We start from the raw sequence: 25,832 nt of genomic DNA, 5'->3' as shown, positions 1-25,832 counted from the left end.
TTCACCTCACAATTCGCATACGTTGGGCAAGGGCCTGCAGTGCCGACGATGGACTACCGCGAGTGTTGCGGATCCAGGTCAGGACGAGTTGCCGACTCAGGTAGTGTCGCCGGACCTGTTCTGGAGCCACTTGCTCGGCATCGAGCACTGACGTGATCGAATCCTGTTGACGGCCAGCGAGATTGAACGCCCGAGCAAGTTCGAGACGGTGACGAACCTGGCGCTCCACCGGAAGATCCGAGGTATCCAGGTCAGGACCGAGGCGGAGGGCAACCTGCACGTCTCCGAGTTCCATCGCCGTGCTGACTCGATGGATTGCGACGTTGGTCGGTCCGAAGGCTGTCCACAGGCAATTACGGTCGCCACCCAACCTGATTGCCGCCTGATCTGCCTCGGCCAGGAATTCCTGTGTTGCGCCGCGCCGGTTGTTTCGCGCGGCTGCCATCGATCCGACCAACAACAGAGTCCCGTACGCGGACAGGACATCGTCACGACCATCGACAAGATGCGATTGCAAGTAGGTCGTTCCGGCTTCCACCAGGTCGATCGCCGGTTCCATACGGCCCGTTGACATCACAGCAAACGCCACGGACCGCATCGACGAACCGATGATCGCTGGATCATCGGCGTGCTGCGCGGCCACGAGACTGCGTTCCGCGGCATTCCAGGCCAGATCCGACTCGCCGAGTTTGGTCAACAACGACGCGGCTGCCTGGTAGCTCAATGCCAAGAGCCGATGCGCTCGTTCATCGCTCCTTCGTCGGGCGAGCGACAGCGCGGCGGATAGCAGTGCGGGCAATCGTCCAGCGACGCAACCGAATTTGGCTGCCTGATAGGCGTCGAACACGTCAGTGAGCTCACGCTCGAGTGTCGGAAATCGGAGCGGTTCAGCGTCACTACTCGGTGCGAGCGCGGGTATCAGATGGCCGTAGTCCATCAGAGCGGCACGAAGCGTCGGAATCGTGGCGCTCCCGCTGTCGGTAGTCCACTCGAGCAACGTCGGCTCACCGATCAGGTCGCCGAGCGATACGTCGAGTGAATCAGCAAGCAGACGGATGACCGAAGCCGATCCAAGGGAATTCGGTTGTTCTCAACCTTGCCCATCCAGTCATCCGTACGTCCGACCAAACCCGCCAATACGTCCTGAGACATACCGCGTCGACGGCGGTACCAAGCCACCCGCTCACCGATGGTGAGGTTCTGTGTCATTCCGCGCACAAGACGATCTTTCACCTCGGTTGGCAAAGATCCCGGAAGGAAATTCGGGGAACGAACCGGATCTGGCCTCACGCTACTGCCAAACCCAACGACATCAGTGCTGGATGAGGCGGAACACCGTGGACATCGAAGAGCTGGAGAGCGTGCGCGACTGGGCGGCTTACTACCGCCAATGGTTTCATCTGGCCGCCGAGGAGCGCGGCGGATACGTCATGTTGCCGATCACAAGCACGTTGGCGATTGTCCACATGCCGGAGCTGCTCGCCGAGCGAGTGCTGGCGTCGCTCCGGCGGCAAAGCTCACCCGGCCCGTTGCTGGCCCGACAGATCCGATGGAGCTTCGTCACGGCTGTCGACTACTCCCCCGGATACCAGATCTTGGACCTGCTGGCCCGGAACAATATCTGCGTTCCAGCGGTCGGAAATGCCTTGATGATCCCGACAAGCTTGGGGCGATGGACCCGGGAGGGCGCACATTGGGTGAATCCACCCCATCGCGACGAACCTCTTCCGTCGTTGTCCACGGTCATCACCACCGCGCTGGCGGTTGCCACCGGACATCGCTTCTAGCCGTACACAACTCGAGGTTCAGGCGCCGACTTGGCTAGCGGCTGCTGGTTCTTTCTGGATTGCAGGGCGGCGGCGTTCGCGGAGGGTGAGGAGTAGGGGGATGCCTAGGCCTACGAGGAGGCCTAGGGTTGCGGCGGCGCCGAAGCCGGCGGGGAAGCCGCCGGCGTCGATGGCTATGCCGGCTAGGGAGCTGCCGATGCCGTTGCCGAGGGTTAGGGCGGCGCTGTGCCAGCCGATGGCTTCGCCGCGGCCGCCTTCGGGGACGATTCGGCTCATTTGGTCGATGGAGGCGGTGATTGTTGGGGCGCAGCAGAATCCGGCTATGAGGCCGGTGATGGCGAGGGAGATGGGGCCGGCGGCGAAGGCCATCGGGATGGTGACCGCGCCGAGGGCGGCGAGGAGGAGGTAGGTGGAGATGGGGCGGTGTAGTGCGCCGTAGATGAGGCCGCCGACGACCGAGCCGAAGCCCCAGATGGCGAGGACTACGCCGAGCCACTGCTGTGCTTGGAACTCGCGGATGGCGGAGACGAAGCTCAGTTCGGAGGCGGCGAGTACGGCGATGGCCGCGCTGGCGCCGACGCACAGGGCGACGAATTCGATGCGGAACCAGCTGCGGCGTGGCACGGCAACGGAATTCGAGTGGTCGGCCGCTGTGGCAGAACGCAGAGGCGGATTCCGTACCCACAGGAGAATGCCCGCGAGCACCAAAGTCATCTGCACGAAGAACAACACCATCGTCGTCGACCAGATGCCTGCGGCTGCGACGCCGACGATCGGTCCGACCATGAAGGCGCACTCGACGGACACCGATTCCAGCGCGAGCGCGGGCTGCCGGTTCTCTTCGGTCGTCGCGGCGATGACCGCCTGCCGGACGACGGTGAAAATCGGGACGTTGAAGAGTCCGGCGATGGCGGCGAGGATGAGCAGCGGTACGTACCCGACGAACGGCGCGATCGACCAGCACACTGCGCCGATCAGGATGGACGGTGCGATGGTGCGGCGCAGCCCGAACCGGTCGAGCAGCCGCCCGCGCCACGGCCCGCTCAGCGCGATGCAGACTGTGACGATCGTGCTCAGCGCACCGGCCTGCACATACGAACCGTGCAGCGTCTGCACGACGTGCAGCACGAGCAGCACAGCCCCGGCGAAGAACGGGATACGCACCAAGGCCCCGAGCAGCAGTACATTACGCACCGCCGCACTCGACAAAACCACCCGATAGGACCGCACCAAGCGAGCTTGTCACGCCCCACCGACAACCCGCCAGCGATTTATCCCATGAATTCTGCCGCCTCAGCAGTACGCCGCCGTACCGCCCAACGAGCAAGCGTTGGTACACGTTTCACCTCTGCCGACGACACCTGGAGTGGGTATCCAGTAGGCGCCACTCGCCGAGATCCACACCCCGATCCCACGCCGTTCATGATCATGGGGAACTGATGCTGGGCGCCTCGGGCAATGCCGACACCGGTTCCCCATGATCATGAACTGTCCCTACTGGACGCCCAGGGAGAGTGCGGATCCCGAGAAAGACATCCCAGGAGCTTGAATGTCAAGCAGCGGACTGCTGAGCTGGGTCGGGCCAGGCTGTGGTCTCGTTGTAGAGGGTTCCGGTTTTGAGGCAGCCGTGCAGGATCCCGACGAGTCGGTTGGCGAGCTGGCGTAGCGCGGCGTAGTGACCGACACCGCGGGCTCGCTGACGGTCGTAGTAGTCGCGGGCGCCCCGGGACCACATCAGCGCGGATTGCGCCTGGGTGGTGAGGGCGTCGATGAGCCGGTCGTTGTGTACGAACCGGGCCAGGGCGACCTTCTTCTTGCCCGACGCGCGGGTGATCGGGGAGGTGCCCGCGTAGTTCTTGCGGGCTTTGGCGCTGCGGTAGCGGTCGGGGTCGTCACCGAACTCTGCGAGCACCCGGGCACCGAGGACCTGTCCCAAACCGGGCTGGGACGCGATGATCTCAGCGGCCGGGTGCTGCCCAAAATGCGCCTCGACCTGCCCCTGCAACGTCTTGATCTGGGTGTTGAGGACAGTCAGGACCGCCAGCAGCGCCTGGACCGAGGCTGCGTAGGCCTGCGCCACGACCTCGGGCTGGCCGAGCTGCTCGCTGCGCAGTGCGGCCGCAATAGCGGTGGCTTTGTCGGCGACGTTGCGGCGGCGCGCCCGCTTCAACGCGGCACTGATCTGGGGGATCGTGAGCCGGGCCGCCGCAGCTGGGGTGGGTGCTTTGGCGAGCAGTTCCAGGGTGTCGGCGGCGTCGAGGTCGTCGAACGCGGCCAGCGCGGCGGGGAAGTAGTCACGCAGAGCGTGACGCAACCGCTGGGTGTGGCGAGTTCGGTCCCAGATCATCGTCTTGTGAGCACGGGCCACCACCTTCACGGCCTCGGCTCGCGCGGAATCCCCAGCGACAGGTCGCAATTCGTGGGAATGGGTGCGGACCATATCCGCCAGCACGTGAGCGTCACCAGCGTCGCTTTTGGCACCCGAGACTCCCAGCCGGTCCCGAAACCTGGCCGCCTGCAATGGATTCACCGCCAGTACCGTGTATCCGGCGGCGACCAGCGCCCCGACCCAGGGACCGCGGTCGGTCTCGATCCCGACCAGGACCTCGACCTCGTCGGCGTCGTCGACCAGGCCGCCGAGGATCGCGTGCAGTCTCGCCATTCCGGCGACGCCCTCGGGCACGCGCGTTTTGGCCAGGCGGCGCCCGGCGGTGTCCATCACCTCCACGTCGTGGTGGTCTTCAGCCCAGTCATCTCCTACGAACAGTCGCAACAATCCTCCAATTGCTAATGCCGATCACCGTCGAGCAGCCAGCAGGAGAACCATCAGCGACCTAATCAAGCAGTGCTCACGCCCATTCGGGCGGGCACGACATCCCAGCAGCGATCAACTCTCCCGGCCTACCGGCAGGGGCACGGTCTTTCTCCAGGACTCGAAGTCCAGGGTGCGAAAGTGCTCACCTACCGGCCGGCTACTACCAGGAGTGTGCCGGATAGCTCACTCCCAGAACTGATTAGAGTGCGGCTGTTGACTATCGCGGACGGGAGCGTTCAGTCCGCGAGCCCGGCCCGATCGAGCAGGTAGTCGGTCATGGGCTCGTAGTACTCGGGGAAGACGCCGTCGTCGAGGGGGACGGTGACGGCGATTTTGCCCTCGGCGTGGCCTGCGAAGAGGGCGGGGTCGTTGGAGTCGGCGAAGCCGACGGTGTCGATGCCTGCTTCGCCCGCGGTCCCGGCCCAGCCGTGGTCGGCGATGACGAGGTCGGGCCAGGTGCGGGGTTCGGGGCTGTCCCGCAGTTCCTGCAGCATGGCCTGCATCGGGTTCGGGTCGTGGGTGTGCTGGAATCGGCCGCCGGTGCTGAGCGCGGCAACGCCTGAGGTGTAGACGATTTCGCGGACCCGCGAGCCGTTCGCGGTGATGACCTGGTACGACCATCCGGCGGCGGGGGTCAGCACAGTGCAGCCCGCGGCGTGCAGCGCATCCTCGACAGCTCGGTAGACACCCATGAGCGGGCCGGGGTGACCGGTGGCCAGCAGCACCGTCTCCTGATCGCGCGCCGCACGCCCGATTCTGGCACCCATCTCATCGAGCGCCGCGATGGTCAGATCCACGCCGATGGTGTCGGCTCCCTGCCGGTGCCGCGGATCGGGGTTGACTCCGCACAGCCGCGCCATCATGTCCAACGTCTCGTCGAACGTCCAATCCTTCAGCGTCAACCCGAACTGGTACCCAGGATCCTTCGCCACCATCCGGCGGTAGTGCGCCAGGTTCCCCTCTCGCGGTGTCGCGACGTCCCCCGCTATCCGAGTCTGCAGCAGATGCTTCCGCAACAGCGCCCGATCATATGGCTGCACCAACAATCCCACCTCCGCATCGGCCGACGCTGCTACCGAGGCCAGGCGCATCGACGCAGTTTCGCCGTCAACACGACACTACAAGGAGGGAGCTGGGCTGTCCGACTACTCCGCTCGCTCCAGGAAGGGGTTTCGAATCTCGAGACCGAGAAAGTCACGGCCGTGCTGAAGATCTTCCGACAGTAGGTATTTCGCGCCGGACTGGGACGCGGCCTCGATGATCAACGCGTCCCACCAGGACACCTTGTGTGTTTCCATCAGGAATGAGGCGTTCATGACGATCAGGGGATCCGTATCGCGGGCGCACCATTCGCTGTACAACGCAATGACGCGGCGAGCATCGGCCGCGCTCAACGGCGGCTTGAACTTGCGCGTCGCAACGGAATAGAACTCCTGGAGCACCTGAGTGCTCAGCAAGCCGACTTTCCGCTCCCACAGATCCGCCAGGACTTCGCGAGCGATCGTGCTGCGAGTGTCGTCTCCAGGCTCATAGGCATAGAGCAGGACGTTGGTATCTATGAAGACTCGTTCCGACCTCATCGGACCCGAGCCTCGTCGCGGTCATAGAGGTCTTCACGCCGCCACGTGATGCGACCACCACTCCCCCGCCCCGCAGCGTCCGCCATGAGCTGCAACGCCTGAACCTTCGCGGCCTCGTAGCGAGCGAAGTCGGCGGCGATCTCGCGCACTTGTTGCGCCAATAGCGCGCTGACCGAGGTCCCCTGCCTGGCCGCGATCACCTTCGCCTGCGCGATCACCTCTTCATCCAGCTGCAGCGTGAGATTCCTTTTGGCCATGCCACAGGATATAACGTGGACCACGTGAAAGTCACGTGGTAGTCAGATCTACCCAGGAAATGTCGAAGGCCCGCCTCCCCGAACGGGAAGCGGGCCTTCGACATTCAGACCGGAAAGGCTTACTTGGCCTTCTCCAGCACCTCGACCAGACGCCAGCGCTTGGTCGCCGACAGCGGTCGGGTCTCCATCAGCTGGACGCGGTCGCCGATGCCGGCGATCTCGTTCTCGTCATGCGCCTTCACCTTGGAGGTGGTGCGAATGATCTTGCCGTAGAGCTTGTGCCGGTTACGGTCTTCCAGCTCGACGACAATCGTCTTGGTCATCTTGTCCGAGACAACGTAACCGACGCGTACCTTGCGGCTGGCGCGCTGCTCTTCCACTTTCTGTTCGGTCATGCCGCATCTCCCTTGTCAGCGGGTCCGGAGGCCAGACCGAGCTCGCGCTCGCGCATGACCGTGTAGATGCGCGCGATCTCGTGACGAACCACGCGCAGCCGACGGTTGTTGTCCAGCTGACCCGTCGCCATCTGGAAGCGCAGGTTGAACAGCTCTTCCTTGGAGTCGCGCAGCTTCTGCACCAACTCTTCTTCGGTGAGCTCGCGGAGCTCTGCGGCCGGTGTTTCGGTAGCCATCAGAACTGCTCCTCCCTGGTCACGATCCTGCACTTCATCGGGAGCTTGTGCATCGCGCGGCGCAGGGCCTCGCGAGCGATCTCCTCACTGGGGTAACTCATCTCGAACATCACGCGACCGGGCTTGACGTTCGCGATCCACCACTCCGGCGAACCCTTACCGGAACCCATGCGGGTTTCGGCAGGCTTCTTGGTGAGCGGGCGATCCGGGTAGATGTTGATCCAGATCTTGCCGCCACGCTTGATGTGGCGGGTCATCGCGATACGAGCCGACTCGATCTGCCGGTTGGTCACGTAAGCCGGCTCCAGCGCCTGGATGCCGTACTCACCGAACGCCACCGAGGTGCCGCCCTTGGCCATGCCGGAACGACCGGGGTGATGCTGCTTGCGGTGCTTGACCTTACGAGGCATCAGCATTGCGTCAGCCCTCCTGTGTCTCTGCCGGAGCGTCCACCACCGCGGTGGCGGCGCGCCCGGCCTCGGTGCTGGTCGCCGTGGTACCGGCGGAGCCGGACCGACGCGGGCGAGACGGACGCTCACGACGCGGACGATCACGATCGCCGGCCGGTGCGCTGGCGGCGGCGAGCTCACGCTTGCCACCGACGATGTCGCCCTTGTAGATCCAGACCTTCACGCCGATGCGACCGAAGGTGGTCTTGGCCTCGTAGAGGCCGTAGTCGATGTCGGCACGCAGCGTGTGCAGCGGGACGCGACCCTCGCGGTAGAACTCCGAGCGCGACATTTCGGCGCCACCGAGGCGGCCCGAGCACTGCACGCGGATGCCCTTGACGTTCGGCGAACGCATGGCCGACTGGATGGCCTTACGCATCGCACGACGGAACGCCACACGGTTCGACAGCTGCTCGGCCACGGCCTGAGCAACCAGCTGCGCATCCGACTCGGGGTTCTTGACCTCGAGGATGTTCAGCTGCACCTGCTTCTTGGTGAGCTTCTCCAGCTCGGCCCGGATGCGATCGGCTTCGGCGCCACGGCGACCGATGACGATGCCCGGACGAGCGGTGTGGATATCGACGCGAACCCGATCACGGGTGCGCTCGATCTCCACCTTGGAGATGCCCGCCCGCTCCATGCCGGTGGCGAGGAGCTTACGGATGGCGACATCTTCCTTGACGTAGTCCGCGTACTGCTTGTCCGCGTACCAACGCGACTTCCAGTCGGTGGTGATACCGAGGCGGAAGCCATGGGGATTGATTTTCTGTCCCATTTACTTTGCCCCTCCCTTCCGGCGGTTGCGAGTTGCTCCACCGGCGGTGGGGATGCTCTCGACCTCGATGGTGATGTGGCTGGTGCGCTTGCGAATGCGGAACGCACGACCCTGGGCACGCGGCTGGAACCGCTTCATGGTCGCGCCCTCGTCGACGTAGGCCGTCGAGATGACCAGGGTGGCCGGGTTCAGGCCGAGGTTGTTCTCGGCGTTCGCCGCGGCGCTGGCCACGACCTTGGCAACCGGCTCGCTCGCGGCTTGCGGCGCGAACCGGAGGATCGCCAGTGCGTCCTCGACTCGCTTGCCGCGGACCAGGTCCACGACACGGCGAGCCTTCATCGGGGTCACGCGAACGTGCTTGGCCGTTGCGCGTGCGGTCGGGTTCTGAGTCTCAGTCGTCATCGCCGCTTGCTCTTCCGGTCGTCCTTGATGTGGCTTCGGAACGTCCTGGTCGGCGCGAACTCACCGAGCTTGTGCCCAACCATGTTGTCCGAGACGAACACCGGCACGTGCTTGCGACCGTCATGGACGGCGAAGGTGTGACCGATGAAATCGGGGATGATGGTCGAACGACGCGACCAGGTCTTGATGACCTGCTTCGTGCCCTTCTCGTTCTGCACGTCCACCTTCGCGAGGAGGTGGTCGTCGACGAACGGGCCTTTCTTGAGGCTGCGTGGCATTTCTTACCTCCTCCTTCAGCGCTTGTTCTTGCCGGACTTGCGGCGGCGGACGATGAGCTTGTCGCTCGGGCGGTTGGGCTTGCGGGTACGGCCTTCCGGCTGTCCCCACGGCGAGACCGGGTGGCGACCACCGGAGGTCTTGCCTTCACCACCACCGTGCGGGTGGTCGACCGGGTTCATCACGACACCACGGACGGTGGGGCGACGGCCCTTCCAGCGCATACGGCCGGCCTTGCCCCAGTTGATGTTCGACTGCTCGGCGTTGCCGACCTCGCCGACGGTGGCGCGGCAGCGCACGTCGACGCGACGGATTTCACCGGACGGCATACGCAGCGTGGCGTAGGTGCCTTCCTTACCGAGCAGCTGGATGCTGGATCCGGCCGAACGAGCCATCTTCGCGCCGCCACCCGGACGCAGTTCCACCGCATGGATGGTGGTACCGGTCGGGATGTTGCGCAGCGGCAGGTTGTTACCCGGCTTGATGTCGGCCGTGGGGCCGGACTCGATCGGGGTGCCCTGCGCGATGCCCTTGGGCGCGATGATGTATCGCTTCTCGCCGTCCACGAAGTGGAGCAGCGCGATGTTCGCGGTGCGGTTCGGGTCGTACTCGATGTGTGCGACCTTGGCCGGGATGCCGTCCTTGTCCAGTCGACGGAAGTCGATCAGACGGTAGGCGCGCTTGTGGCCGCCACCGCGGTGCCGGGTGGTGATGCGACCGTGCGCATTACGACCACCCTTGCTGTGCAGCGGACGGATCAGCGACTTCTCGGGGGTCGACCGAGTGATCTCAGCGAAGTCCGAAACGGACGACCCGCGGCGGCCGGGGGTTGTCGGCTTGTACTTACGAATTGCCATGAGTTCTTCTCTTCTTTCTGGAGTCCCAGGCGCTTACGCGACCGGGCCTCCGAAGATCTCGATGGGCTTGCTGTCGGCCGAGATGGTCACGAGCGCGCGCTTGGTGTTCTTGCGCTTGCCGTAACCGAAGCGGGTCCGCTTGCGCTTGCCCTGACGGTTGGCGGTGTTGACGCTGGTAACCGTGACACCGAAGACCTTCTCGACGGCGATCTTGATCTGCGTCTTGTTGGAATCCGGGTGCACGATGAAGGTGTAGGTGCCTTCCTCGATGAGTCCGTAGGACTTCTCCGAGATGACCGGCGCCAGCAGGATGTCGCGGGGGTCGGCGATGGTGGTCACTTGCTCTCCTCCTGTGCCGCCTCGGCGGGGCCGTGCACGAAGGCGTTGAGTGCCTCCACGCTGAATACGACCTCGTCGCTTTCCAGCACGTCATAGGTGTTGAGCTGGTCCGGCGCGATCGGGTGCACGAACTCGAGGTTCTGCACGCTCTTCCAGGCCGCGATGTCCTCACGTCCGAGGACGAGGAGGAACTTCTTGCGGTCCGACAGCTCCGCGAGGAAGCTCTTGGCCGTCTTGGTCGACGGGTCCTGCCCGGCAACCAGTTCGGTGATCACGTGGATGCGCTCGTTGCGCGCCCGGTCCGAAAGTGCTCCACGCAGTGCGGCGCGGATCATCTTCTTGGGGGTGCGCTGGCTGTAGTCGCGCGGCTGCGGGCCGTGCACGACGCCACCACCGGTGAACTGCGGTGCGCGGGTCGAGCCCTGACGGGCGCGGCCGGTGCCCTTCTGCCGGTACGGCTTCTTGCCACCACCGCGAACTTCACCGCGGGTCTTGGTCGAGTGCGTGCCCTGGCGAGCCGCAGCCAGCTGCGCGATGACCACCTGGTGCATCAGCGAGATGTTCGCGGTCACGTCGAAGATCTCCGCGGGGAGCTCGACGGTGCCATTGGTCTTGCCGCCCAGTTCCTTGACCGGCAGGCTCAGGTTGGCCTTCTTCTCGAGGCTGGTCATGCGTGCGCACCACCCTTCACTGCGCTCTTGACGATCACGACATTGCCGCGACGACCCGGGATCGCTCCCTTGATCAGCAGCAGGCCGTTTTCGGCGTCAACCTTGTGAACCGAGAGGTTCTGCGTGGTGACGCGGTCGTTGCCCATCCGGCCCGACATGCGCATGCCCTTGAACACGCGGCCGGGGGTGGCACAGCCACCGATGGAGCCCGGGCGACGGTGCACAGCCTGCGCACCGTGCGAAGCGCCCTGACCGGCGAAGCCGTGACGCTTCATGGTGCCGGCGAAGCCCTTGCCCTTGCTGGTACCCGTCACGTCGACGTAGGCGCCCTCTTCGAAGACGTCGGCGTTGATCTCCTGGCCGACCTCGAAGGTGGAGGCGTCGGCGACGCGGATCTCAGCGACGTGGCGGCGCGGTGTGACACCGGCCTTGGTGAACTGGCCGGAGACCGGCTTGTTCACCTTGCGCGGGTCGATGGCGCCGAAAGCGACCTGGACGGCGCTGTAGCCGTCGCGCTCCACGGTGCGGATCTGGGTGATTACGTTCGGTCCGGCCTTGATGACGGTCACGGGAACGACGCGATTCTTCTCGTCGAACACCTGGGTCATCCCGAGCTTGGTGCCAAGGATGCCGGCCGCGGGCCTGTTCTTGTTGTCAGTCATATCTCCAGTCCCCGTCACTGAATGTTGACGTCGACGCTGGCCGGCAGGTCGATGCGCATCAGCGCGTCGACCGTCTTCGGCGTCGGGTCGAGGATGTCGATAAGCCGCTTGTGCGTACGCATCTCGAAGTGCTCGCGCGAGTCCTTGTACTTGTGCGGCGAACGGATGACGCAGTACACGTTCTTCTCGGTCGGCAACGGCACCGGCCCGACGACACGGGCCCCAGTGCGGGTCACCGTCTCAACGATCTTGCGCGCTGACGCGTCGATCGCCTCGTGGTCGTAGGCCTTGAGCCTGATGCGGATCTTCTGTCCCGCCACGCTAAGTGTCCTTTTCTCCGCTTATACCTTCGTGATCCGGAAGCTGGCTTCCGTACCACCCTCAATTTGCACAGCCCGAACACACGAAGACGTCTCACGAGAGACCGCGATCAGGCACGCATGCCTGACCCTCGCCGCTGTTCATCTGTCATGGTTCTCCGGTCCACGCGGTCGGGCGTGTCGTTCTGGTCTCCGACCAGAATTGACACAGCCGCTCATTCCTCGGCCCCGGATAAAACTTCATCTCAGGCCTGGAACCGTGTTCCCGGACGTACCCACACCGGTTGACCCAGTGAGGTACACGATTGTTGGTACTCGCCTCGCCTAGCCATCCCGTCTCACACGGAAACAGGCACGGCACTGGTACAAGGCAACCCGAACAGTATGCCCGACGCGGTCGGCTACTTCAAATCCGGCCCCCGCGAGCAGCTCCGCCCAGGTCACGGGCATGCACCCAGGGACGCAAACGGCGGCGCGACGGACTTTCGCCCACCGCGCCGCCGTCGATCAGATCAGTTCCGGGTGCCCGTTATCGGTCAGTCGAGGAACTGCACGAGCAGCAGGTTGCGACCCTGGAACGCCGGGAGGTTCATCTCGTACAGCCGGGCCGGGTCGACGATGCCGATATTGACCGATCCGTATCGGAAGGCGGCCGCCTCGTCGATCGCGTCGGAGAAGTCGGCATAGATCACGTCATCGTCCGACGCGTACAGCGAGCGCGGGTCGATGTCGATCAGCCCGCGGTCCCGCCACAGTTGATCCACCATGCCGGGCAGCGGCGAGTTCCGCAGCGCCACGGTCTCCGAGTGATCGAGGGTCACGCCGAGATAGACGCCGTTTTGCGGCTCGATCACGGGCTGAAACGCGGCGGCTTGGCCGGCCCCGAACGATGCCGCGGTGGCGGCCAGCCCCGCCGCGATGCCCAACGTCGCGACGGCAGCACGAATACGCATGATGGAAACTCCAACTTTCTTATGCGCCAACGGAAATGGTGTTGACCCCCAGCTGCGTCAGCAGTTCGCCGCAACGCCAAAACATAGCAAACGAACTCCTGCCGAAATAGCGGATTCGTCCGTTTTCGACATGAGCTACGACACAGTGGACGAGCCGAACTTACTCCGCAGTAAGATGAGCCCATGACGAAAGAGACTGCCACCCTCCGCAGCTGGAAGAAGCTGCCGGACAATCGGCTCGGTCACACCCTGTTCTCGCTGGGCATGGTGGCGCGGGTGCCGTATTTCGGCACGGTGCTGCCGAGCGTCGTGCGGCTCGAGCCGGGATTGTGCGAGGTGACCTCGCCGAAGTGGTTCGGCATCCACAACCACCTCGGCACCTATCACGCCATCGCGGCGTGCAACCTGGCCGAGGTGGCGATGGGCATGCTGAGCGAGGCGACCGTGCCGAGCACCCACCGCTGGATCCCGAAGGCGATGAACGTGCAGTACCTGGCCAAGGCGGAGACCAGCCTGCGGGCCGTCGCGAAGCTGGACGAGATCCCCGACTTCACCACGATCACCGAGGGCCGGAACCTGATCGTGCCGGTCTCGGTCTACGACAAGCACGGCCTCGAGGTCGTGCACGCCGACATCACCACCTGGGTCACCCCGCAGTAGGGCCGTTCCTCAACAGGGCAGGGCGCGGTTGTCGTTCGCCAGTGCGCTGAGCACTATCGCGGCGACCCGCGTATCCCCCAGCAGGCCACTGTGATTGGCGATGTCGGTCGGGCAGCCGTCTTGCAGCCAGATGTTGCGATTGCCGCCGGTGGGCGATGCGAGCAGCGCGGTCTCCTGCGGGGTGATGATTTCGTCGGCGCGGGAGGCGAGGGCCGTGTACCGGACACCGGGCACGGTCTCGCCTCCCACGTTCAGCCGGCTCAGCAACGGTGACCCAACCACCTGTTGCTGACCCGGAGTTCCGAAGACCTGGGCCGCGATCTGCGCGTTCTCCAGGCCGAGTGAGGCGAGATCCGGATAGTTCGTCCGGAGTCCCGCCCAGGTCGAGCCCCGATACGGGGTACCGAGGGTGATCACCTGGGTCACCGCGTCCGTGCCCTGCGCGCGCAGGTATTGACGGATCACGGTGCCGCCGGTGGAGTGGCCGACCAGCGCGACCTGGCGTGCGCCGGTAGCGCTGCGCACGGCCTGCACGACTTCGTTCAGGTCGGCTGCCATGCGATCGATGTCGCCGACGCCGTAGATGGTGCGACCGAGCATCGCGGCACCGACCGGGCCGATACCCATTGAGCCCGAACCCGCTTGGCCGCTCACGACATCACGCAACCCGGGCGTCGGGCCCAGATTCGCCGCGAACACACAGTGACCTTCGGCCCGCAGCAGCGGCGCGAGCAGGGCGAAACTGTTGGCCGCGTCGGTGCCCGAGCCGTGCACGAGCACGACCGGCTGTGGGCGTTCCGCGGACGGATGGCAGGCCCAGTCGTTGGCGCCCGCGAATGCCGGAATCGGCGGGGCGGCCACCGCGGCCGGTGCGTGCAGTACGGCCGCACCGGCGGCAGCGAGAATCAGGCCTGCGATTCTCGCGGCCTGTTTCCGAATCCACATCTTAAATTCCCAACGGTGCAGACAGCGCAGGCCACGAGTTCTTCAACGCGTCTTCCCAATATCCCCAAGAATGGGTGCCGTCCGGGTGAATATCGAAAGTCGCCGGAATGCCCAATTTGGTCAGGCGAGTCTGCATATTGCGTGAGCAGTAATTCGTGCCCGCTTCGATGACGCCACCCTTTATGAGCTGCGCCGCGTAACCGTCTACGCCGGGCAATGCGTATTTGCCGTTCAATTCATCGTACTTTCCGGGCAGCCCGCCGCCGCTGGAAATGTAGATCGACTTGCCGCGCAGCCCCTCGGCCTGCACGTAGGGATCATTGGCCGCCCAGCGCGGATCGCCTGCCACGCCGTACATGTTGGACACGTTGGCCCAGCCCCAGGTCTCCACGGTGAGCCGGACGAACTCCTGGCCGACCGGGTCGCTGATCTGCGCGCAACCGCTGTAAGCGGCGACGCTGGAGTACAAGTCGCCGCTGGTGGCGGCGAGCGCGAGGGTGGTGGTGCCCGCCATCGAGAAGCCCGCGATCGCGTTGCGACCGTTGGTCACGAGGTACTTGTCGATGAGCGGCGGCATTTCGCGGGTCAGGAAGGTCTTCCACTTCTGCTTGCCGAGGCGCGGATCGTCGTTGACCCAGTCCGCGTAGTAGCTGAACATGCCGCCGATCGGCGAGACCACGTGCACGTTCTTGGTCGAAAGGAACTGCATCGCATCGGTTTCCGTCGCCCAGGTGACGCCGTCCTCGCCGCCGCTCGCGCCCTGCAGCAGGTAGAGGACCGGGCGCGGCACGCTGGTGTCGGCCGCGCGCTGCGTCTCCACCTGGATATCGCGATCCATCGCCGCGGAATGAATTGTCAACGTGAGCTTTCGCGCATCGTGCTCTTGCACCGCGACAATTGCCGACTCGGCTGGCGCCCCGTGCGCCGGTGCAGGCATAATCGCTATAACAGCTGCACCGACTGTGACCGCGAGCACACTTAGCAAGCCGCGGTTGCTGCCTCTCATGATTCCCCTTCTCCCGGACACGGAAACCACCCGCGTCCGACGTTGAGATTACGGGGCGAAACAACACTTTTTCATCACTGAAGTTGCTGGGCCACCAATTCTGGGGGCAGGATTGCGCGCAATTGTCGGAATGCGTGCTTTCACTTTGTTTCCTTTGCCGCGAGACCCGATTTCCGGGGGCCCGATGTGCCGGGATAGTTGCGTCGGCCATGCCGCAGCGGATTGAATGCCTGCATGGGTGTCAGCGCGGTCCGGGATGTCGACGTATGCGTGGTCGGGCTCGGTCCGACCGGCCGGGCGCTGGCGCATCGCGCGATGCGGGCCGGACTCCGGGTGACCGCCGTGGATCCGCGACCGGACCGGCTGTGGCCGCCGACCTACTCCTGCTGGGTCGACGAGCTGCCGAACTGGCTGCCGTCGAGCGCGATCGCGAGCACGATTCCGCAGCCGACGGTCTGGGCCAAGTCCGAACACCGCATCGATCGCGCCTACTGCGTGCTGTCGAAAACCGGTTTGCGTGAGGCACTCCCGCTGGATGACGCCACCGTGCTCACCGGCCGTGCCACCAGGGTCGACGCGCACACCGTCGAACTCGCCGACGGCACGACGATCACCGCGGCCACGGTGTTCGACACCCGCGGCCTACCCACCCTCGGCCGACGCCGGGCCGCCAGCGCGCACGGCATCTTCGTCGCCGCCGAAACGGCCGCGCCGATGGTCGAGGAGGGTGAGGGGCTACTACTGGACTGGCGGCCGGAGAACGGCGCGGGCCCCGACGAGCCGCCGTCGTTCCTGTACTCCGTGCCGCTCGGCGACGGCACCGTGATCTTCGAGGAAACCAGCCTCGGACTGCGCGGCGGTATGCCGCAGCACGAACTGCGCAGGCGCACGTTGAGTCGCCTTGCCGCGCACGGCATTCGACTGACCGGTGACGAGCCGACCGAGGCCGCGCACTATCCGCTGGATCAGCCGCCGCCGAAAAAGGGCGTCGCCCATGCGGTTCCGTTCGGCTCGCGCGGCGGCATGATGCACCCCTGCACCGGTTACAGCGTCGCCGACTCCCTCGCGCTGGTGGACACCGCGATCACTGCGGTACAGCAGGGCAGCGACCCGATCGCCGAACTGTGGCCGCGCCGAGCCAGATTGGTGTACTGGATGCGGATGCGCGGGCTATGGGGCCTCGGCCGCCTGACCACCGAACAGTCGATCGCCATGTTCGACGCGTTCTTCACCGCTTCGCCGCGCGGACAGCGCGCACTGCTGTCCGCGCACGACGACTACACCGCCCTCGGTGCGGTCCTGTTCAACACCGTCGCGCACACTTGGCCGTTCCGTTGGCGCTACGACCTGGTCGGCTGGACCAACCGCAACCGCTGGCTGGACTACGACTTCGATCAGGCGCCGGTCTCCGCGGCCCGGCGATAGCCGCGCACCGCGGGGTAGGCGAACACCACGATCAGGCCGACCGTCCACAGCACGGTCTTCATCAGTGGATCGGCGACCGGTCCGCCGTACGACAGTCCGCGCATCGCGTCGATCGCACAGCTCATCGGCTGGTTCTGGATCGTCGACTGGAGCCAGATCGGATAGGCGAAGGCCGGTGCGAAGCCGGTGTTGAAGAACATCAGCAGCGTGTTGATGATGCCGATGATGTTCACCAGCATCACGCCCTCGGTGATCGTGGCCAGCGCGGTGACGAGCACGGCGAAGGCGACGCCGAACAGCACCGGGATGCCGACCAGCGCGATACCGGCGAGCAGGCCGTGGTTGAACCGGAAGCCGAGCAGCAGGCCGACGCCGATGACGAACAGGGTGGTGACCAGTACGCGAACGGCCTCGGCCAGTAGCCGTCCGGTAAGACCGGCCGCCCGGTGAATCGGCATGGTCCAGAACCGGCCGAGCAGGCCCGTCATCTTCTCGCCCTTGAAGCCGAGCGCGCTCACGACCGCACCCGACATCGCGGCGACCAGCGTGAGCAACGCCATCTGGGCGTAGATGCTCGGCTGGCCCGTGTAGCTGGTGATCGACTTGCCGAGCACGATCTTGAACATCAGCAGCGTCAGCGCCGGATAGACCAGCGTCTGGATCGTCGTCGCGGGATCGCGGGCCCAGACCAGCAGCAATCGCTTGCACTGGATCAGGCTGTGCGTGACCCAGTTGCTCAGCGAGTTCTCGGGTTTCGCCGTCACCTCGGGCAACAGCGTGTTCCACGAGATCTTGTCGGTCTCTTCGATCGGTGCCATGGGGGCCTCTACAGAACTCATGATCGCCTCACGCTCGCCCAGATTGCCAGCGGGATGAAGACGAGCGCGAGCCCGATCACCCAGACCAGCGGCACCCACAACACTTGCCAGCTCACTCCGCCAGAGGCCATGTCGCGCAACGCGAAGGAGAACTGCGAGACCGGCTGATTACGCACGAACCCCTGAATCCACGTCGGGAAACTACGTTCCGGGACGAATCCGCAGGAGAGCATGCCGAAGATCAGCGTGGGCAGGGTCAGCGCCTGGCTCAACGATTCCGGGCTCTTGGTCAGACTGCCGAGCGCGTCGGCGCCGAGCGCGAGCGTGGTGCCGACCGCCAGGGAGAACAGGCAGAACAGCGCGGCCTGGCCGAACCCCTCGGTGAAGCGGAAGCCGATCACGTACCCGAAGACCAGCGCCGCGGTCAGTGAGGTGATCGAGCGAATCAACCCGGCCGCGATCCGCGCGGACAGCGGAACGAGCATGCCGATCGGCATGGTCTGCATCCGGGTGCTCAACCCGGTCAACGCCTCGAACGCGGCCAACTGCGCGTTCGACATCATCGTGAAGGCCATCGTCTGCAACACGATGATCGGCATGACGTACTGGGCGTAGTCGATGCCCTGGAACTTCATCACGAAGCGCAGCGGCAGATAGAACCCGAGCGTGAACACCAGCGGCGTCACCACCGCGACGATCAGCTCGCCCTTGGTGGCCATGGTCCAGACGATGCGGCCGGACAGCGCGCGCCACTGCGCGAACGAGGACAGCCGCGCCTCGGGTAGATCCGCGAACAACGCGGCCGCGTCGGCGGCCCGGTCCGGAGCGGTGGCAGTGGTCACGCCGTCCCACCCGAACGTCCGGTGATGGACAGGAAGACGTCGTCGAGCGAAGGCCTGCGCAGCGCGATGTCGGCGAGCTCGATGCCCGCGGTGTCGAGTCGGCGCAGCGCCTCGGTCAGCGTGGCCGCGCCCTCCGGCGCCGGAATCGAGAGCCGGTCACCGCCGTTGAGGCCGGCCAGCACAGCGGCAGGCACCAGGTCGCCGAGCGCGGTGGCGGTCGGGCGCAGCTGCGTCGGGTCCAGCGGGACCACCTCGCAGTAGCTGCCGCCGGTCTTCTCCTTGAGCTCGTCGGCGGTGCCCTCGGCGATCACCGTGCCCTTGTCGATGACGATGATGTTGTCGCTGAGCACGTCGGCTTCTTCGAGGTACTGCGTAGTGAGCAGAACCGTGATGCCCTGTGCCTTCAGCGCGTTCACCAGATCCCAGACGCCTTGGCGGCTGCGCGGATCCAGGCCGGTGGTCGGCTCGTCGAGGAACACCACCTCCGGCCGCACCACCAGACCGCACGCGATGTCGACCCGGCGGCGCATGCCGCCCGAGTAGTGGCGCACCGCCCTTCGGCCCGCGCTCACCAGGTCGAATTCCTCGAGCAGGGTGTCGGCCCGCTTGCGGGCGGCGGACTTGCTCAGACCCATCAGGCGGCCGAACAGTTCCAGGTTCTCCCGGCCGGAGAGGTTCTCGTCGAGCGCGGCGTACTGGCCGGTCATCATGATCGACCGGCGCACCCCCGCGGCGTCCTTCAGCACGTCGTGCCCGGCGACCACGGCGGTGCCCGAGTCCGGGCGCAGCAGCGTGGACAGGATCTTCACCATCGTCGTCTTACCGGCACCGTTCGGTCCGAGGATGCCGAGGACGGAGGCGCGGTCGGCAACGAAGCTGACCCCCTGCAGTGCATGCACATCGCCGAACGACTTCCGCACGTCCGTTACCCGGACCGCTGGCTCACTCGCGTGCAGATCTGCTTGGTTCAAGCTCGGCATCAACTCTCCACTATCGGCATTTTGCGGCGACTCGTGGTCGCCGGAGCGCGCGCGTATACGTCCCCATTAGTGATCCGTAGCGCTTGGCGTGATGTTACCGGCATGCAGGGTTCGCACCGGGCCGCCCGCACGGTACCCAACAGGGGGCTGAACTAAATGTGTCCTTACTCACACCCATCGATATCGGTCCGGCGCGACGCAGATCGGCGCTGGTGGGCCGTGTCAAGGGCAGCGCGGTGGGGGCGCAGGAGCCTTGTCGGCCCGTCGCGGCGACCATAGTCTGCTAATCGGGGGAACACTCACTCGTCCGCGGCGGCCGCCTCGCAAGTGGCCATCCGCCGATTTCGATACTGCGAGAGGTGATCATGGCCGAGTCCGCGCAGCCACAAGTGGCGGCGCAGCCCGGAGGATCGGGCCGATCGAACGTCTTGACGTCCTACGACCCGCGCACCGGCGAGACCGTCGGCAACTACGCCGTGATGGGCGCGGGCGAAATCAACCGGACCGTGCGCGCCGGCCGCGCGGCCGAAAAATGGTGGGCCGAGCTGGGATTCAGCGGCCGCAAACGCTGGCTGCTCGACTGGAAGCGCGATATCGCGCGGCGCGCAGGCGAATTGGTCGAGATCCTGTCCGAGGAGACCGGAAAACCGGAGGCGGACGCGGCGATCGAGGTGATGCTCGCGGTCGAGAACCTGGACTGGGCGGCCCGGAACGCGGCGCGCGCGCTCGGCAGGCACAAGCTCGGCTCCACCTGGCTGACCCGCAATCAGCAGGCCTCGGTCGGCTACCTGCCGCTCGGCGTGATCGGGGTGCTCGGTCCGTGGAACAACCCGGTCTTCACGCCGATGGGATCGATCGCCTACGCGATGGCCGCGGGCAACACGGTGGTGTTCAAACCGCACGAGCTGACCACCGGCGTCGGCGTCTGGCTGGCCGACAGCTGGGCCAGGCTGGCGCCGAATCAGCCGGTGCTGCAGGTGGTTACCGGTGACCACGCGACCGGCAACGCGCTGTGCCGGGCCAAGGTGGACAAGATCGCCTACGCCGGTTCGGATGCCGGTGCGCGCGAGGTGATCGCGCTGTGTACGCAGACGATGACGCCGGTGGTGGTGGAGCGCAGCGGCAAGGGCAGCATGGTCGTGCACGTCGACGCGAAGCTCGATGACGCCGCCGAGGCCGCGGTGTTCGGGGCGATGGCCAATGCCGGGCAGAACGCCACCGGGATTCAGCGAGCCTATGTCGCGGAGTCGGTGTACGAACCGTTCCTGGAGCTCGTGGTGGCGCAGGCCGCCAAGCTGCGCCCCGGCGCCGACAAGCGCGCTTCCTACGGTCCGATGATCCTGGAGTCGCAAGTCGAGGTGGTGCGCAGGCAGATTCGCGACGCGCTGGCCCGCGGCGGGCGCGCGGTGGTCGGCGGACTGGATTCGATTCGCGAGCCGTACATCGAACCAGTGGTGCTCGCCGAGGTGCCCGAGGAGAGCCTGGCGATCACCGGCGAGGGCATCGGACCGGTGCTGGTGGTGAACAAGGTGACCAGCATGGAGGACGCAGCGCAGCGCATCAACGCCGTCGGCAACGATGTCGCGGTCTCGGTGTTCACCAGGGACGTGCACGAGATCGAGACCTTCGCCGAGCATCTGCGCGTCGGCGTGGTCACCATCAATTCCTCGACCGCCTACGCGGGCATTCCCGCGCTGCCCTTCGGCGGCGTCGGCGAATACGGGCAAGGCCACAGTCACGGCGATCAGGGCCTGCGCGAGTTCAGCCACACCCTGGCCATCGCCCGCAAGCGCTACAAGGCGCCGGTCAATCTGTCCACCTTCGACCGGCACCCGCGCCATTTACGCTTGGCCAAGACCATCTTTCGAATCCGCCATGGGCGTCGCACCTGAATTGCCGCACACCCCTTGATTTCCCGCACCTGGCGGGCTGTTGCGAAATGGTGGGTGGGTGTTGTCCGGCCGCGTAGCGGCCGGACAACAGGATTTGTGGGTTGTTGGGTGTGTCGAGGGTTGGTGATCGATGATGTGTTGGTGGCCAAGGGTTATCGCTGGGTGGATCGTGATCAGCAGTTTTTGATGCCGCCGGATATGCGTGAGTGGTTGAGTGATTCCGATCCGGTGTGGCTGGTGATCGAGGCGGTGGCGGGGTTGGACACTTCGCGGTTGCATGCCAAACGCCGCACTGGTGGTGTGGGGCGTGCGGGGTATGACCCGGATATGTTGCTGACGTTGTTGATTTGGGCGTGGGCCCAAGGCCAGCGGTCCTCGCGCAAGATCGAGTGGTTGTGCTCGCGTGATGTCACCTTCCGGGTGATCTGTGGCGGGGATGTGCCTGATCATGTGACCATTGCCCGGTTCCGTGGCGAGCTGGCTGATGTGGTGGAGGAGTTGTTCACCCAGGTCCTGGTGTTGTGCGCGCGTCTGGGTATGGGCCGGTTGGGGGTGGTGGCGATGGATTCGGTGAAGATCGCCTCGAACGCGTCGTTGAGCGCGAACCGCACCGAGGAGGGGTTGCGGGCGGCTGCTGGCGAGCAAGCCGTCGCTGATGCGGCGCGGGCGGCCGCGCGGGCGGCGGCGGCCGAGCATGCGGCCACCGATGCCGCCGAGGACGAGCAGTTCGGGCCCGATGAGCGTGGTGGGGGCATGTCCACGGAGTTGGTCGAGCCCTCGGCTCGGGCGGCGCGGATCGCTGCGGCGTTGGCGGAGTTGGAGGCTGAAAACGCCGCTCGCGCCGAGGCGCGTGAGGGGGCCGGGGCCCGTCGGCGCGAGCGTGAGCAGGCCAGGCAGGTCGCTCGTGATGCGATGGTCGCTGACTATCAGCGCCGTCGTGACGAGCGGGGGCCCCGGGTCGGGTTGCCCCCGGCCGAGATCCGGGTGCAGGTGCTGACCCGCAACTGGGAACAGGCCCGCGCCGCGCAGCAAGCCAAGATCGAGCGCTGGCTGGCGGCGGGCGGGCGCGGGCGCCGGCCCGCCCCGGTGGATGAGGAGTACGCGGTCAAACGCGTGCGCCGGGCATTGGATCGTGCGGTCGCCGCGCAGGCGGTAACCGCGCAGGCCGAGGCGGTGACCCGGGCTGGGGCGGCCCGCAAGGCCGCCGAGCGGGCCGGCAACGATAAAGACGCCCAGCGCAATATCACCGACCCCGAGTCTCGCCCGATGCCGCTGCGCGGCGGGGGATGGTTGCAGGGATTCAACTGTCAGGCCGTCACCTGCGGCGACGGACTGATCATCGCTACCGGGGTCGCCAACAATCCCAGCGACTGTCCCGCCTTCGCCGAGATGATGGGCAAGGCCGCTACCGCCGCCGACCTCATCACCGCCCACCATCCCGTAGACACACACGAAAACCCTTCTATCGCAACACTTCTCAACGACTACACGGCCGCGGTAACAGCCCCGGCCGGTCCCGACACCACTGGTGAAACCTCACCCGCCCCGATCGGAATGCTGCTCGCCGACGCCGGCTACCTGAGCACCGATAACCTCACCGCCGCCGGGCCCGCCCGGCTCATCGCCATCGGCAAACGCCGTGACCTGGCCACCGCCGCCCGCACCCGGCCCACCACCGGCCCCCCGCCCACCGACGCGCCGGTGATCGAGCAAATGGATCACCGGCTGCGCACACCAGAAGGCGCCGCCCTCTACAAACAACGCAGCCACATCGCCGAAACCCCCTTCGGCCACGCCAAACACAACCTCGGCTTCCGACGCTTCACCAGCCGCGGAACCAGCCGGGCCGCAGCAGAATTCAGCTTCCACGCCCTCGTTCACAACCTGTTCAAAGCCATCGGAACCCGCCACCTCACCCTGGCGCCCTGCTGACAAGCAGGACCGGGAGGATCTACCAACCCCGTGTTGCCGGCCACTACGCGGCCCGCAACACCAGCACCCATTTCGCAACAGCCCGCTGGAATCGCATGCGATTTCCGGTGCGGGAAATCAGAAGGTTTGCGGCTATGCCTTGTTGCCGAGGAGAACGGCTTGCATGAGGGCGGTAACCCGGGCCAATTGCGGTGGGCGGGAGTCGAATCGAAGCAGGCGGCCGACGTCGATTACCTGGCCGATGGCGGCGTGCACTCGGAAGCGTGCCTCGACCGGATCGCCGTCCAGCAGGTTGGCCCATTCGAGGACGTTCTGGCGTTGAATGGCGCGCAGTTTGTGTTGTTCGGCCGGTGGCAGGTTGCTGAATTCGGCGTAATAGACCGGCATGATCTCCGGCATCGCGAAAGTGAGCCGGGCTTGGCGCTCGGCGATGCGGCGCACGGCGTCCTCGCGGCTGGTCGCCTCGGCCAATGCCTCGGTGATCGCGAGGGCGACCCGGTCGCCGGTCCGGTAGAACGCGGCGGCGAGCAGGTCGGACTTGCTGGCGAAGTAGCGGTACACGCTGGAGGCGTTGATGCCGACGGCCGCACCGATCTCCTCGATGCTGGCCTCGTGATAGCCCTGCCTGCCGAAGATCCGAATCGCCTCGGTGAGTAGCTGTTCGCGTTTCGACGACACCGGCAGGCCGCGGGTGACCGGTCCCGGATCCGGTTCCGGCGGCGCGGGCGGCAGCTCGGCGCGCAGGATCGCCCACGCCATGTCGTGCAACAGCGGCAGCAGCCTGGCACCGGACAGCGCGCTGCGATGCGCGGAGATGCTGGCGATCGCGCTGAGCACGGCGGCGGCCAGCATCGCGACATCGGCGGGCGGCGCGTCGGGGCGCAGCAGCGCGATGGGTTCGGCGAGTGTGCCGTTCAGGTCGTCGTAGATCTTCCTGATCCGGACTCGATCTTCGCGTTCCAGGTAGCGCCGCTCCCAGCGGTACAGCCCGGCCTCGCGGCGGATCTCGATGGTGTGTTCGCTGATCGCCCGGATCAGCGCATCCAGGCGCTTGTCCGGATCCAGCTGCGCGTCGTCCGCGGCGCGGGCGACGTTGAGCAGGTGTCGCGCGCCCTCTTCGGCGGCCGCGACGAGCAACGCGTATTTGTTCGTGAAGTGCCGATACAGCGCTGGTCCGGAGATCCCCACCTCGGCGGCGATCTCGTCGACCCCGACCGGGTAGTACCCGCGATCGCTGAACGCGCGCGCGGCCGCCCGGATGATCTGTACCTTGCGATCCTTGGGGCGACGGCGCACCGGGCGCGCGGAAGCGAGGCCGACCTCGCTGCGTTCCGCGACCATGCACCTCTCCGTTCTCCAGGCGGCTCCGCTGGTTGACAGGGCCCGACAATGGAACCTAAGTTAACCACAATTCGCAAAGTTAACCAGTATTCATGGCAGGGTAGCCGCTGAGTTCCAGCGTAGGAGCAGACATGAGCAATACCGATTCCGCGGCCGTGGCCGCGTCCTCCACGCCCGCGACGCGGTTTTCGGCGGTGCTCGACGGCAAGGTGCTGCGGGTGACGATCACCAACCCGAAGCGCAAGAACGCCGTCGACTACGACACCATGCTGGCCCTCGGCGACACCTTCGTGAACGCGGCCAAGGACAAGTCCGTCCGGGTGATCGTGCTGACCGGCGACGGCGGCGATTTCTGCACCGGCGCCGACCTCTCGGCCACCGTGCGCGAGGCCCAGCGCGGCATCACCCCCGATATGACGATGGACGCCGCGAACCGCTTGGTGAAGGCCATCGTCGACGCCCCGATCCCGGTGATCGCCCGCGTCAAGGGCGCCGCGGCAGGCGTCGGCGTCGCCCTCGCGCTGGCCGCCGACCTCGTCTACGCCAGCGACGACGCCTATCTCCTCCTGGCCTTCATCAACATCGGCCTGATGCCCGACGGCGGCGCGGCCGCCATGATCGCCGCCGCCGCGGGCCGCCCCCTCGCCGCCGAGATGGCCCTCCTCGGCGAGCGCCTCCCCGCCCCCGCCGCCAAACAGGCAGGCCTCTTCACCGCGGTAGTCCCCGAACCCGACCTCGACGCAAAGGTCGAAGCCGCCGCCACCAAGATCGCCACCGGCCCCCGCCGCGCCCTGGAACTGACCAAGCAAGCCCTCAACCAAGCAACTCTGACCGCCCTCGACCCCGCCCTCGCAGCCGAAAAGTCCGGCCAGACCGAACTTTTGAAGTCCCCCGACTTCCTCGAGGGAGCCACCGCAATGCTCACCAAGCGCAAGCCGGTCTTCGAAGACTGAAGACCGGCCAACCCCGAACCATGCCGACGCGACAACTGATTTCGCAAGAACATGGGTAACTCACCGAGTACCGGCGAACTCAACCCACCACTGCACCGCCGGTCGCCAACGCCACGGTCAGCGCGCACGAGTCTGGCCTGAAGTCGCGGAGAGGCGGACCAGCCAACTGATTTCGCGACAACATGGGTAACTCACCGGGCACCGGCTAACACAACCCACCACCGAACCGCCGGTCGCCAACGCGACACCTACCGCACACGAGTC

Annotated in this window: 31 protein-coding genes; 6 read left to right on the top strand and 25 right to left on the bottom strand. The window is 65.9% G+C overall.

Annotated features, from left to right (window positions below):
* Position 1: 1 nt before the first annotated feature.
* Both ACQPW1_RS05470 and ACQPW1_RS05465 read right to left on the bottom strand, forming a co-directional pair.
* Positions 2-937, bottom strand: a complete 936-nt coding sequence (locus ACQPW1_RS05470) for a hypothetical protein (RefSeq protein ID WP_433661660.1) — start codon at positions 935-937, stop codon at positions 2-4.
* A gap of 74 nt (positions 938-1,011) precedes the next feature.
* Positions 1,012-1,209 carry a helix-turn-helix domain-containing protein gene (locus ACQPW1_RS05465; RefSeq protein WP_433661659.1) on the bottom strand — a complete coding sequence of 66 codons (198 nt, stop codon included), beginning with the start codon at positions 1,207-1,209 and terminating at the stop codon, positions 1,012-1,014.
* Between the two features lie 113 nt (positions 1,210-1,322).
* On the opposite strand from ACQPW1_RS05465, the gene ACQPW1_RS05460 reads away from it, so the two are divergent.
* Positions 1,323-1,787, top strand: coding sequence for a hypothetical protein (locus ACQPW1_RS05460; RefSeq protein ID WP_433661658.1), 465 nt, complete (start codon positions 1,323-1,325; stop codon positions 1,785-1,787).
* An 18-nt stretch (positions 1,788-1,805) separates the two neighbouring features.
* Here the strand turns inward: ACQPW1_RS05460 and ACQPW1_RS05455 are convergent, their stop codons facing one another.
* From ACQPW1_RS05455 to ACQPW1_RS05375, 17 genes are all read right to left on the bottom strand, one after another.
* Entirely contained in the window at positions 1,806-2,981 is a 1,176-nt protein-coding gene (locus ACQPW1_RS05455) for an MFS transporter (protein ID WP_433661657.1), read from the bottom strand.
* A 358-nt stretch (positions 2,982-3,339) separates the two neighbouring features.
* Complete coding sequence (locus ACQPW1_RS05450; RefSeq protein ID WP_433654210.1) at positions 3,340-4,563, bottom strand: IS110 family transposase; 1,224 nt, start codon at positions 4,561-4,563, stop codon at positions 3,340-3,342.
* 275 nt (positions 4,564-4,838) lie between these two features.
* A complete protein-coding gene (locus ACQPW1_RS05445) occupies positions 4,839-5,642 on the bottom strand; it encodes a phosphatase (protein ID WP_433665154.1) in 804 nt (267 codons plus the stop codon).
* Between the two features lie 105 nt (positions 5,643-5,747).
* A complete protein-coding gene (locus ACQPW1_RS05440; RefSeq protein ID WP_433661656.1) occupies positions 5,748-6,182 on the bottom strand; it encodes a PIN domain-containing protein in 435 nt (144 codons plus the stop codon).
* Positions 6,179-6,439: a DUF6364 family protein gene (locus ACQPW1_RS05435; RefSeq protein ID WP_433661655.1), complete on the bottom strand. Its 261-nt coding sequence runs from the start codon at positions 6,437-6,439 to the stop codon at positions 6,179-6,181. The genes ACQPW1_RS05440 and ACQPW1_RS05435 overlap by 4 nt, the downstream gene beginning before the upstream one ends.
* A gap of 119 nt (positions 6,440-6,558) precedes the next feature.
* Entirely contained in the window at positions 6,559-6,834 is a 276-nt protein-coding gene (gene rpsQ, locus ACQPW1_RS05430; RefSeq protein ID WP_433661654.1) for a 30S ribosomal protein S17, read from the bottom strand.
* The gene (rpmC, locus tag ACQPW1_RS05425) at positions 6,831-7,070 is read right to left on the bottom strand and encodes a 50S ribosomal protein L29 (RefSeq protein WP_039822417.1); all 240 of its coding nucleotides are present in this window, start codon (positions 7,068-7,070) and stop codon (positions 6,831-6,833) included. Before rpmC ends, rpsQ begins: the two co-directional genes overlap by 4 nt.
* Positions 7,070-7,486 (bottom strand): 50S ribosomal protein L16, encoded by a 417-nt coding sequence (rplP, locus tag ACQPW1_RS05420; RefSeq protein ID WP_357386121.1) that lies wholly within the window; start codon positions 7,484-7,486, stop codon positions 7,070-7,072. Before rplP ends, rpmC begins: the two co-directional genes overlap by 1 nt.
* A 4-nt stretch (positions 7,487-7,490) precedes the next feature.
* Positions 7,491-8,294 carry a 30S ribosomal protein S3 gene (gene rpsC / locus ACQPW1_RS05415; RefSeq protein WP_040731339.1) on the bottom strand — a complete coding sequence of 268 codons (804 nt, stop codon included), beginning with the start codon at positions 8,292-8,294 and terminating at the stop codon, positions 7,491-7,493.
* Complete coding sequence (gene rplV, locus ACQPW1_RS05410) at positions 8,295-8,696, bottom strand: 50S ribosomal protein L22 (RefSeq protein ID WP_357386119.1); 402 nt, start codon at positions 8,694-8,696, stop codon at positions 8,295-8,297.
* A complete protein-coding gene (gene rpsS, locus ACQPW1_RS05405) occupies positions 8,693-8,974 on the bottom strand; it encodes a 30S ribosomal protein S19 (protein WP_357386117.1) in 282 nt (93 codons plus the stop codon). The genes rplV and rpsS overlap by 4 nt, the downstream gene beginning before the upstream one ends.
* A gap of 15 nt (positions 8,975-8,989) precedes the next feature.
* Complete coding sequence (gene rplB, locus ACQPW1_RS05400) at positions 8,990-9,829, bottom strand: 50S ribosomal protein L2 (RefSeq protein ID WP_357386115.1); 840 nt, start codon at positions 9,827-9,829, stop codon at positions 8,990-8,992.
* 33 nt (positions 9,830-9,862) lie between these two features.
* Positions 9,863-10,168: a 50S ribosomal protein L23 gene (gene rplW, locus ACQPW1_RS05395; RefSeq protein ID WP_040731336.1), complete on the bottom strand. Its 306-nt coding sequence runs from the start codon at positions 10,166-10,168 to the stop codon at positions 9,863-9,865.
* Positions 10,165-10,839 carry a 50S ribosomal protein L4 gene (gene rplD, locus ACQPW1_RS05390; RefSeq protein ID WP_375918601.1) on the bottom strand — a complete coding sequence of 225 codons (675 nt, stop codon included), beginning with the start codon at positions 10,837-10,839 and terminating at the stop codon, positions 10,165-10,167. The genes rplW and rplD overlap by 4 nt, the downstream gene beginning before the upstream one ends.
* Positions 10,836-11,501: a 50S ribosomal protein L3 gene (rplC, locus tag ACQPW1_RS05385; protein WP_433661653.1), complete on the bottom strand. Its 666-nt coding sequence runs from the start codon at positions 11,499-11,501 to the stop codon at positions 10,836-10,838. Before rplC ends, rplD begins: the two co-directional genes overlap by 4 nt.
* A 14-nt stretch (positions 11,502-11,515) precedes the next feature.
* Positions 11,516-11,821 carry a 30S ribosomal protein S10 gene (rpsJ, locus tag ACQPW1_RS05380; RefSeq protein WP_003938093.1) on the bottom strand — a complete coding sequence of 102 codons (306 nt, stop codon included), beginning with the start codon at positions 11,819-11,821 and terminating at the stop codon, positions 11,516-11,518.
* A gap of 536 nt (positions 11,822-12,357) precedes the next feature.
* Positions 12,358-12,774 carry a hypothetical protein gene (locus tag ACQPW1_RS05375; protein ID WP_433661652.1) on the bottom strand — a complete coding sequence of 139 codons (417 nt, stop codon included), beginning with the start codon at positions 12,772-12,774 and terminating at the stop codon, positions 12,358-12,360.
* A gap of 183 nt (positions 12,775-12,957) precedes the next feature.
* Between ACQPW1_RS05375 and ACQPW1_RS05370 the strand changes: the two genes are divergently transcribed.
* The gene (locus ACQPW1_RS05370; protein ID WP_433661651.1) at positions 12,958-13,434 is read left to right on the top strand and encodes a hotdog fold domain-containing protein; all 477 of its coding nucleotides are present in this window, start codon (positions 12,958-12,960) and stop codon (positions 13,432-13,434) included.
* A 9-nt stretch (positions 13,435-13,443) separates the two neighbouring features.
* Here ACQPW1_RS05370 and ACQPW1_RS05365 read toward each other — a convergent pair whose 3' ends face one another.
* Both ACQPW1_RS05365 and ACQPW1_RS05360 read right to left on the bottom strand, forming a co-directional pair.
* Positions 13,444-14,379 (bottom strand): esterase/lipase family protein, encoded by a 936-nt coding sequence (locus tag ACQPW1_RS05365; protein ID WP_433661650.1) that lies wholly within the window; start codon positions 14,377-14,379, stop codon positions 13,444-13,446.
* Between the two features lies 1 nt (position 14,380).
* On the bottom strand, positions 14,381-15,385 hold the full coding sequence (locus tag ACQPW1_RS05360) for an alpha/beta hydrolase (protein WP_433665153.1): 1,005 nt from the start codon (positions 15,383-15,385) through the stop codon (positions 14,381-14,383).
* 234 nt (positions 15,386-15,619) lie between these two features.
* Here ACQPW1_RS05360 and ACQPW1_RS05355 point away from each other — a divergent pair, with 234 nt between their 5' ends.
* Positions 15,620-16,810 (top strand): lycopene cyclase family protein, encoded by a 1,191-nt coding sequence (locus tag ACQPW1_RS05355; protein WP_433661649.1) that lies wholly within the window; start codon positions 15,620-15,622, stop codon positions 16,808-16,810.
* Here the strand turns inward: ACQPW1_RS05355 and ACQPW1_RS05350 are convergent.
* The 3 genes from ACQPW1_RS05350 to ACQPW1_RS05340 are packed head-to-tail and all read right to left on the bottom strand — an operon-like array spanning position 16,780 to position 19,450.
* Positions 16,780-17,628, bottom strand: a complete 849-nt coding sequence (locus ACQPW1_RS05350) for an ABC transporter permease (protein ID WP_433661648.1) — start codon at positions 17,626-17,628, stop codon at positions 16,780-16,782. The genes ACQPW1_RS05355 and ACQPW1_RS05350 overlap by 31 nt on opposite strands.
* A 17-nt stretch (positions 17,629-17,645) precedes the next feature.
* Positions 17,646-18,470: an ABC transporter permease gene (locus ACQPW1_RS05345; protein WP_433661647.1), complete on the bottom strand. Its 825-nt coding sequence runs from the start codon at positions 18,468-18,470 to the stop codon at positions 17,646-17,648.
* Positions 18,467-19,450 carry an ATP-binding cassette domain-containing protein gene (locus ACQPW1_RS05340; protein ID WP_433661646.1) on the bottom strand — a complete coding sequence of 328 codons (984 nt, stop codon included), beginning with the start codon at positions 19,448-19,450 and terminating at the stop codon, positions 18,467-18,469. Before ACQPW1_RS05340 ends, ACQPW1_RS05345 begins: the two co-directional genes overlap by 4 nt.
* A gap of 365 nt (positions 19,451-19,815) precedes the next feature.
* On the opposite strand from ACQPW1_RS05340, the gene ACQPW1_RS05335 reads away from it, so the two are divergent.
* Positions 19,816-21,342: an aldehyde dehydrogenase family protein gene (locus ACQPW1_RS05335; protein WP_433661645.1), complete on the top strand. Its 1,527-nt coding sequence runs from the start codon at positions 19,816-19,818 to the stop codon at positions 21,340-21,342.
* A gap of 135 nt (positions 21,343-21,477) precedes the next feature.
* Positions 21,478-23,274: a transposase gene (locus ACQPW1_RS05330; protein ID WP_433665152.1), complete on the top strand. Its 1,797-nt coding sequence runs from the start codon at positions 21,478-21,480 to the stop codon at positions 23,272-23,274.
* 132 nt (positions 23,275-23,406) lie between these two features.
* Here the strand turns inward: ACQPW1_RS05330 and ACQPW1_RS05325 are convergent, their stop codons facing one another.
* Complete coding sequence (locus ACQPW1_RS05325) at positions 23,407-24,615, bottom strand: TetR/AcrR family transcriptional regulator (protein WP_433661644.1); 1,209 nt, start codon at positions 24,613-24,615, stop codon at positions 23,407-23,409.
* Positions 24,616-24,746: 131 nt separating this feature from the next.
* Here ACQPW1_RS05325 and ACQPW1_RS05320 point away from each other — a divergent pair, with 131 nt between their 5' ends.
* The gene (locus ACQPW1_RS05320; RefSeq protein WP_433661643.1) at positions 24,747-25,568 is read left to right on the top strand and encodes an enoyl-CoA hydratase-related protein; all 822 of its coding nucleotides are present in this window, start codon (positions 24,747-24,749) and stop codon (positions 25,566-25,568) included.
* Positions 25,569-25,832 lie beyond the last annotated feature (264 nt).

Origin of the sequence: Nocardia sp. CA-128927 (assembly GCF_050955855.1) — a bacterium.
In the GTDB taxonomy this organism is placed as follows: Bacteria; Actinomycetota; Actinomycetes; order Mycobacteriales; family Mycobacteriaceae; genus Nocardia.
This window is presented reverse-complemented; position numbering and strand designations above follow the sequence as displayed.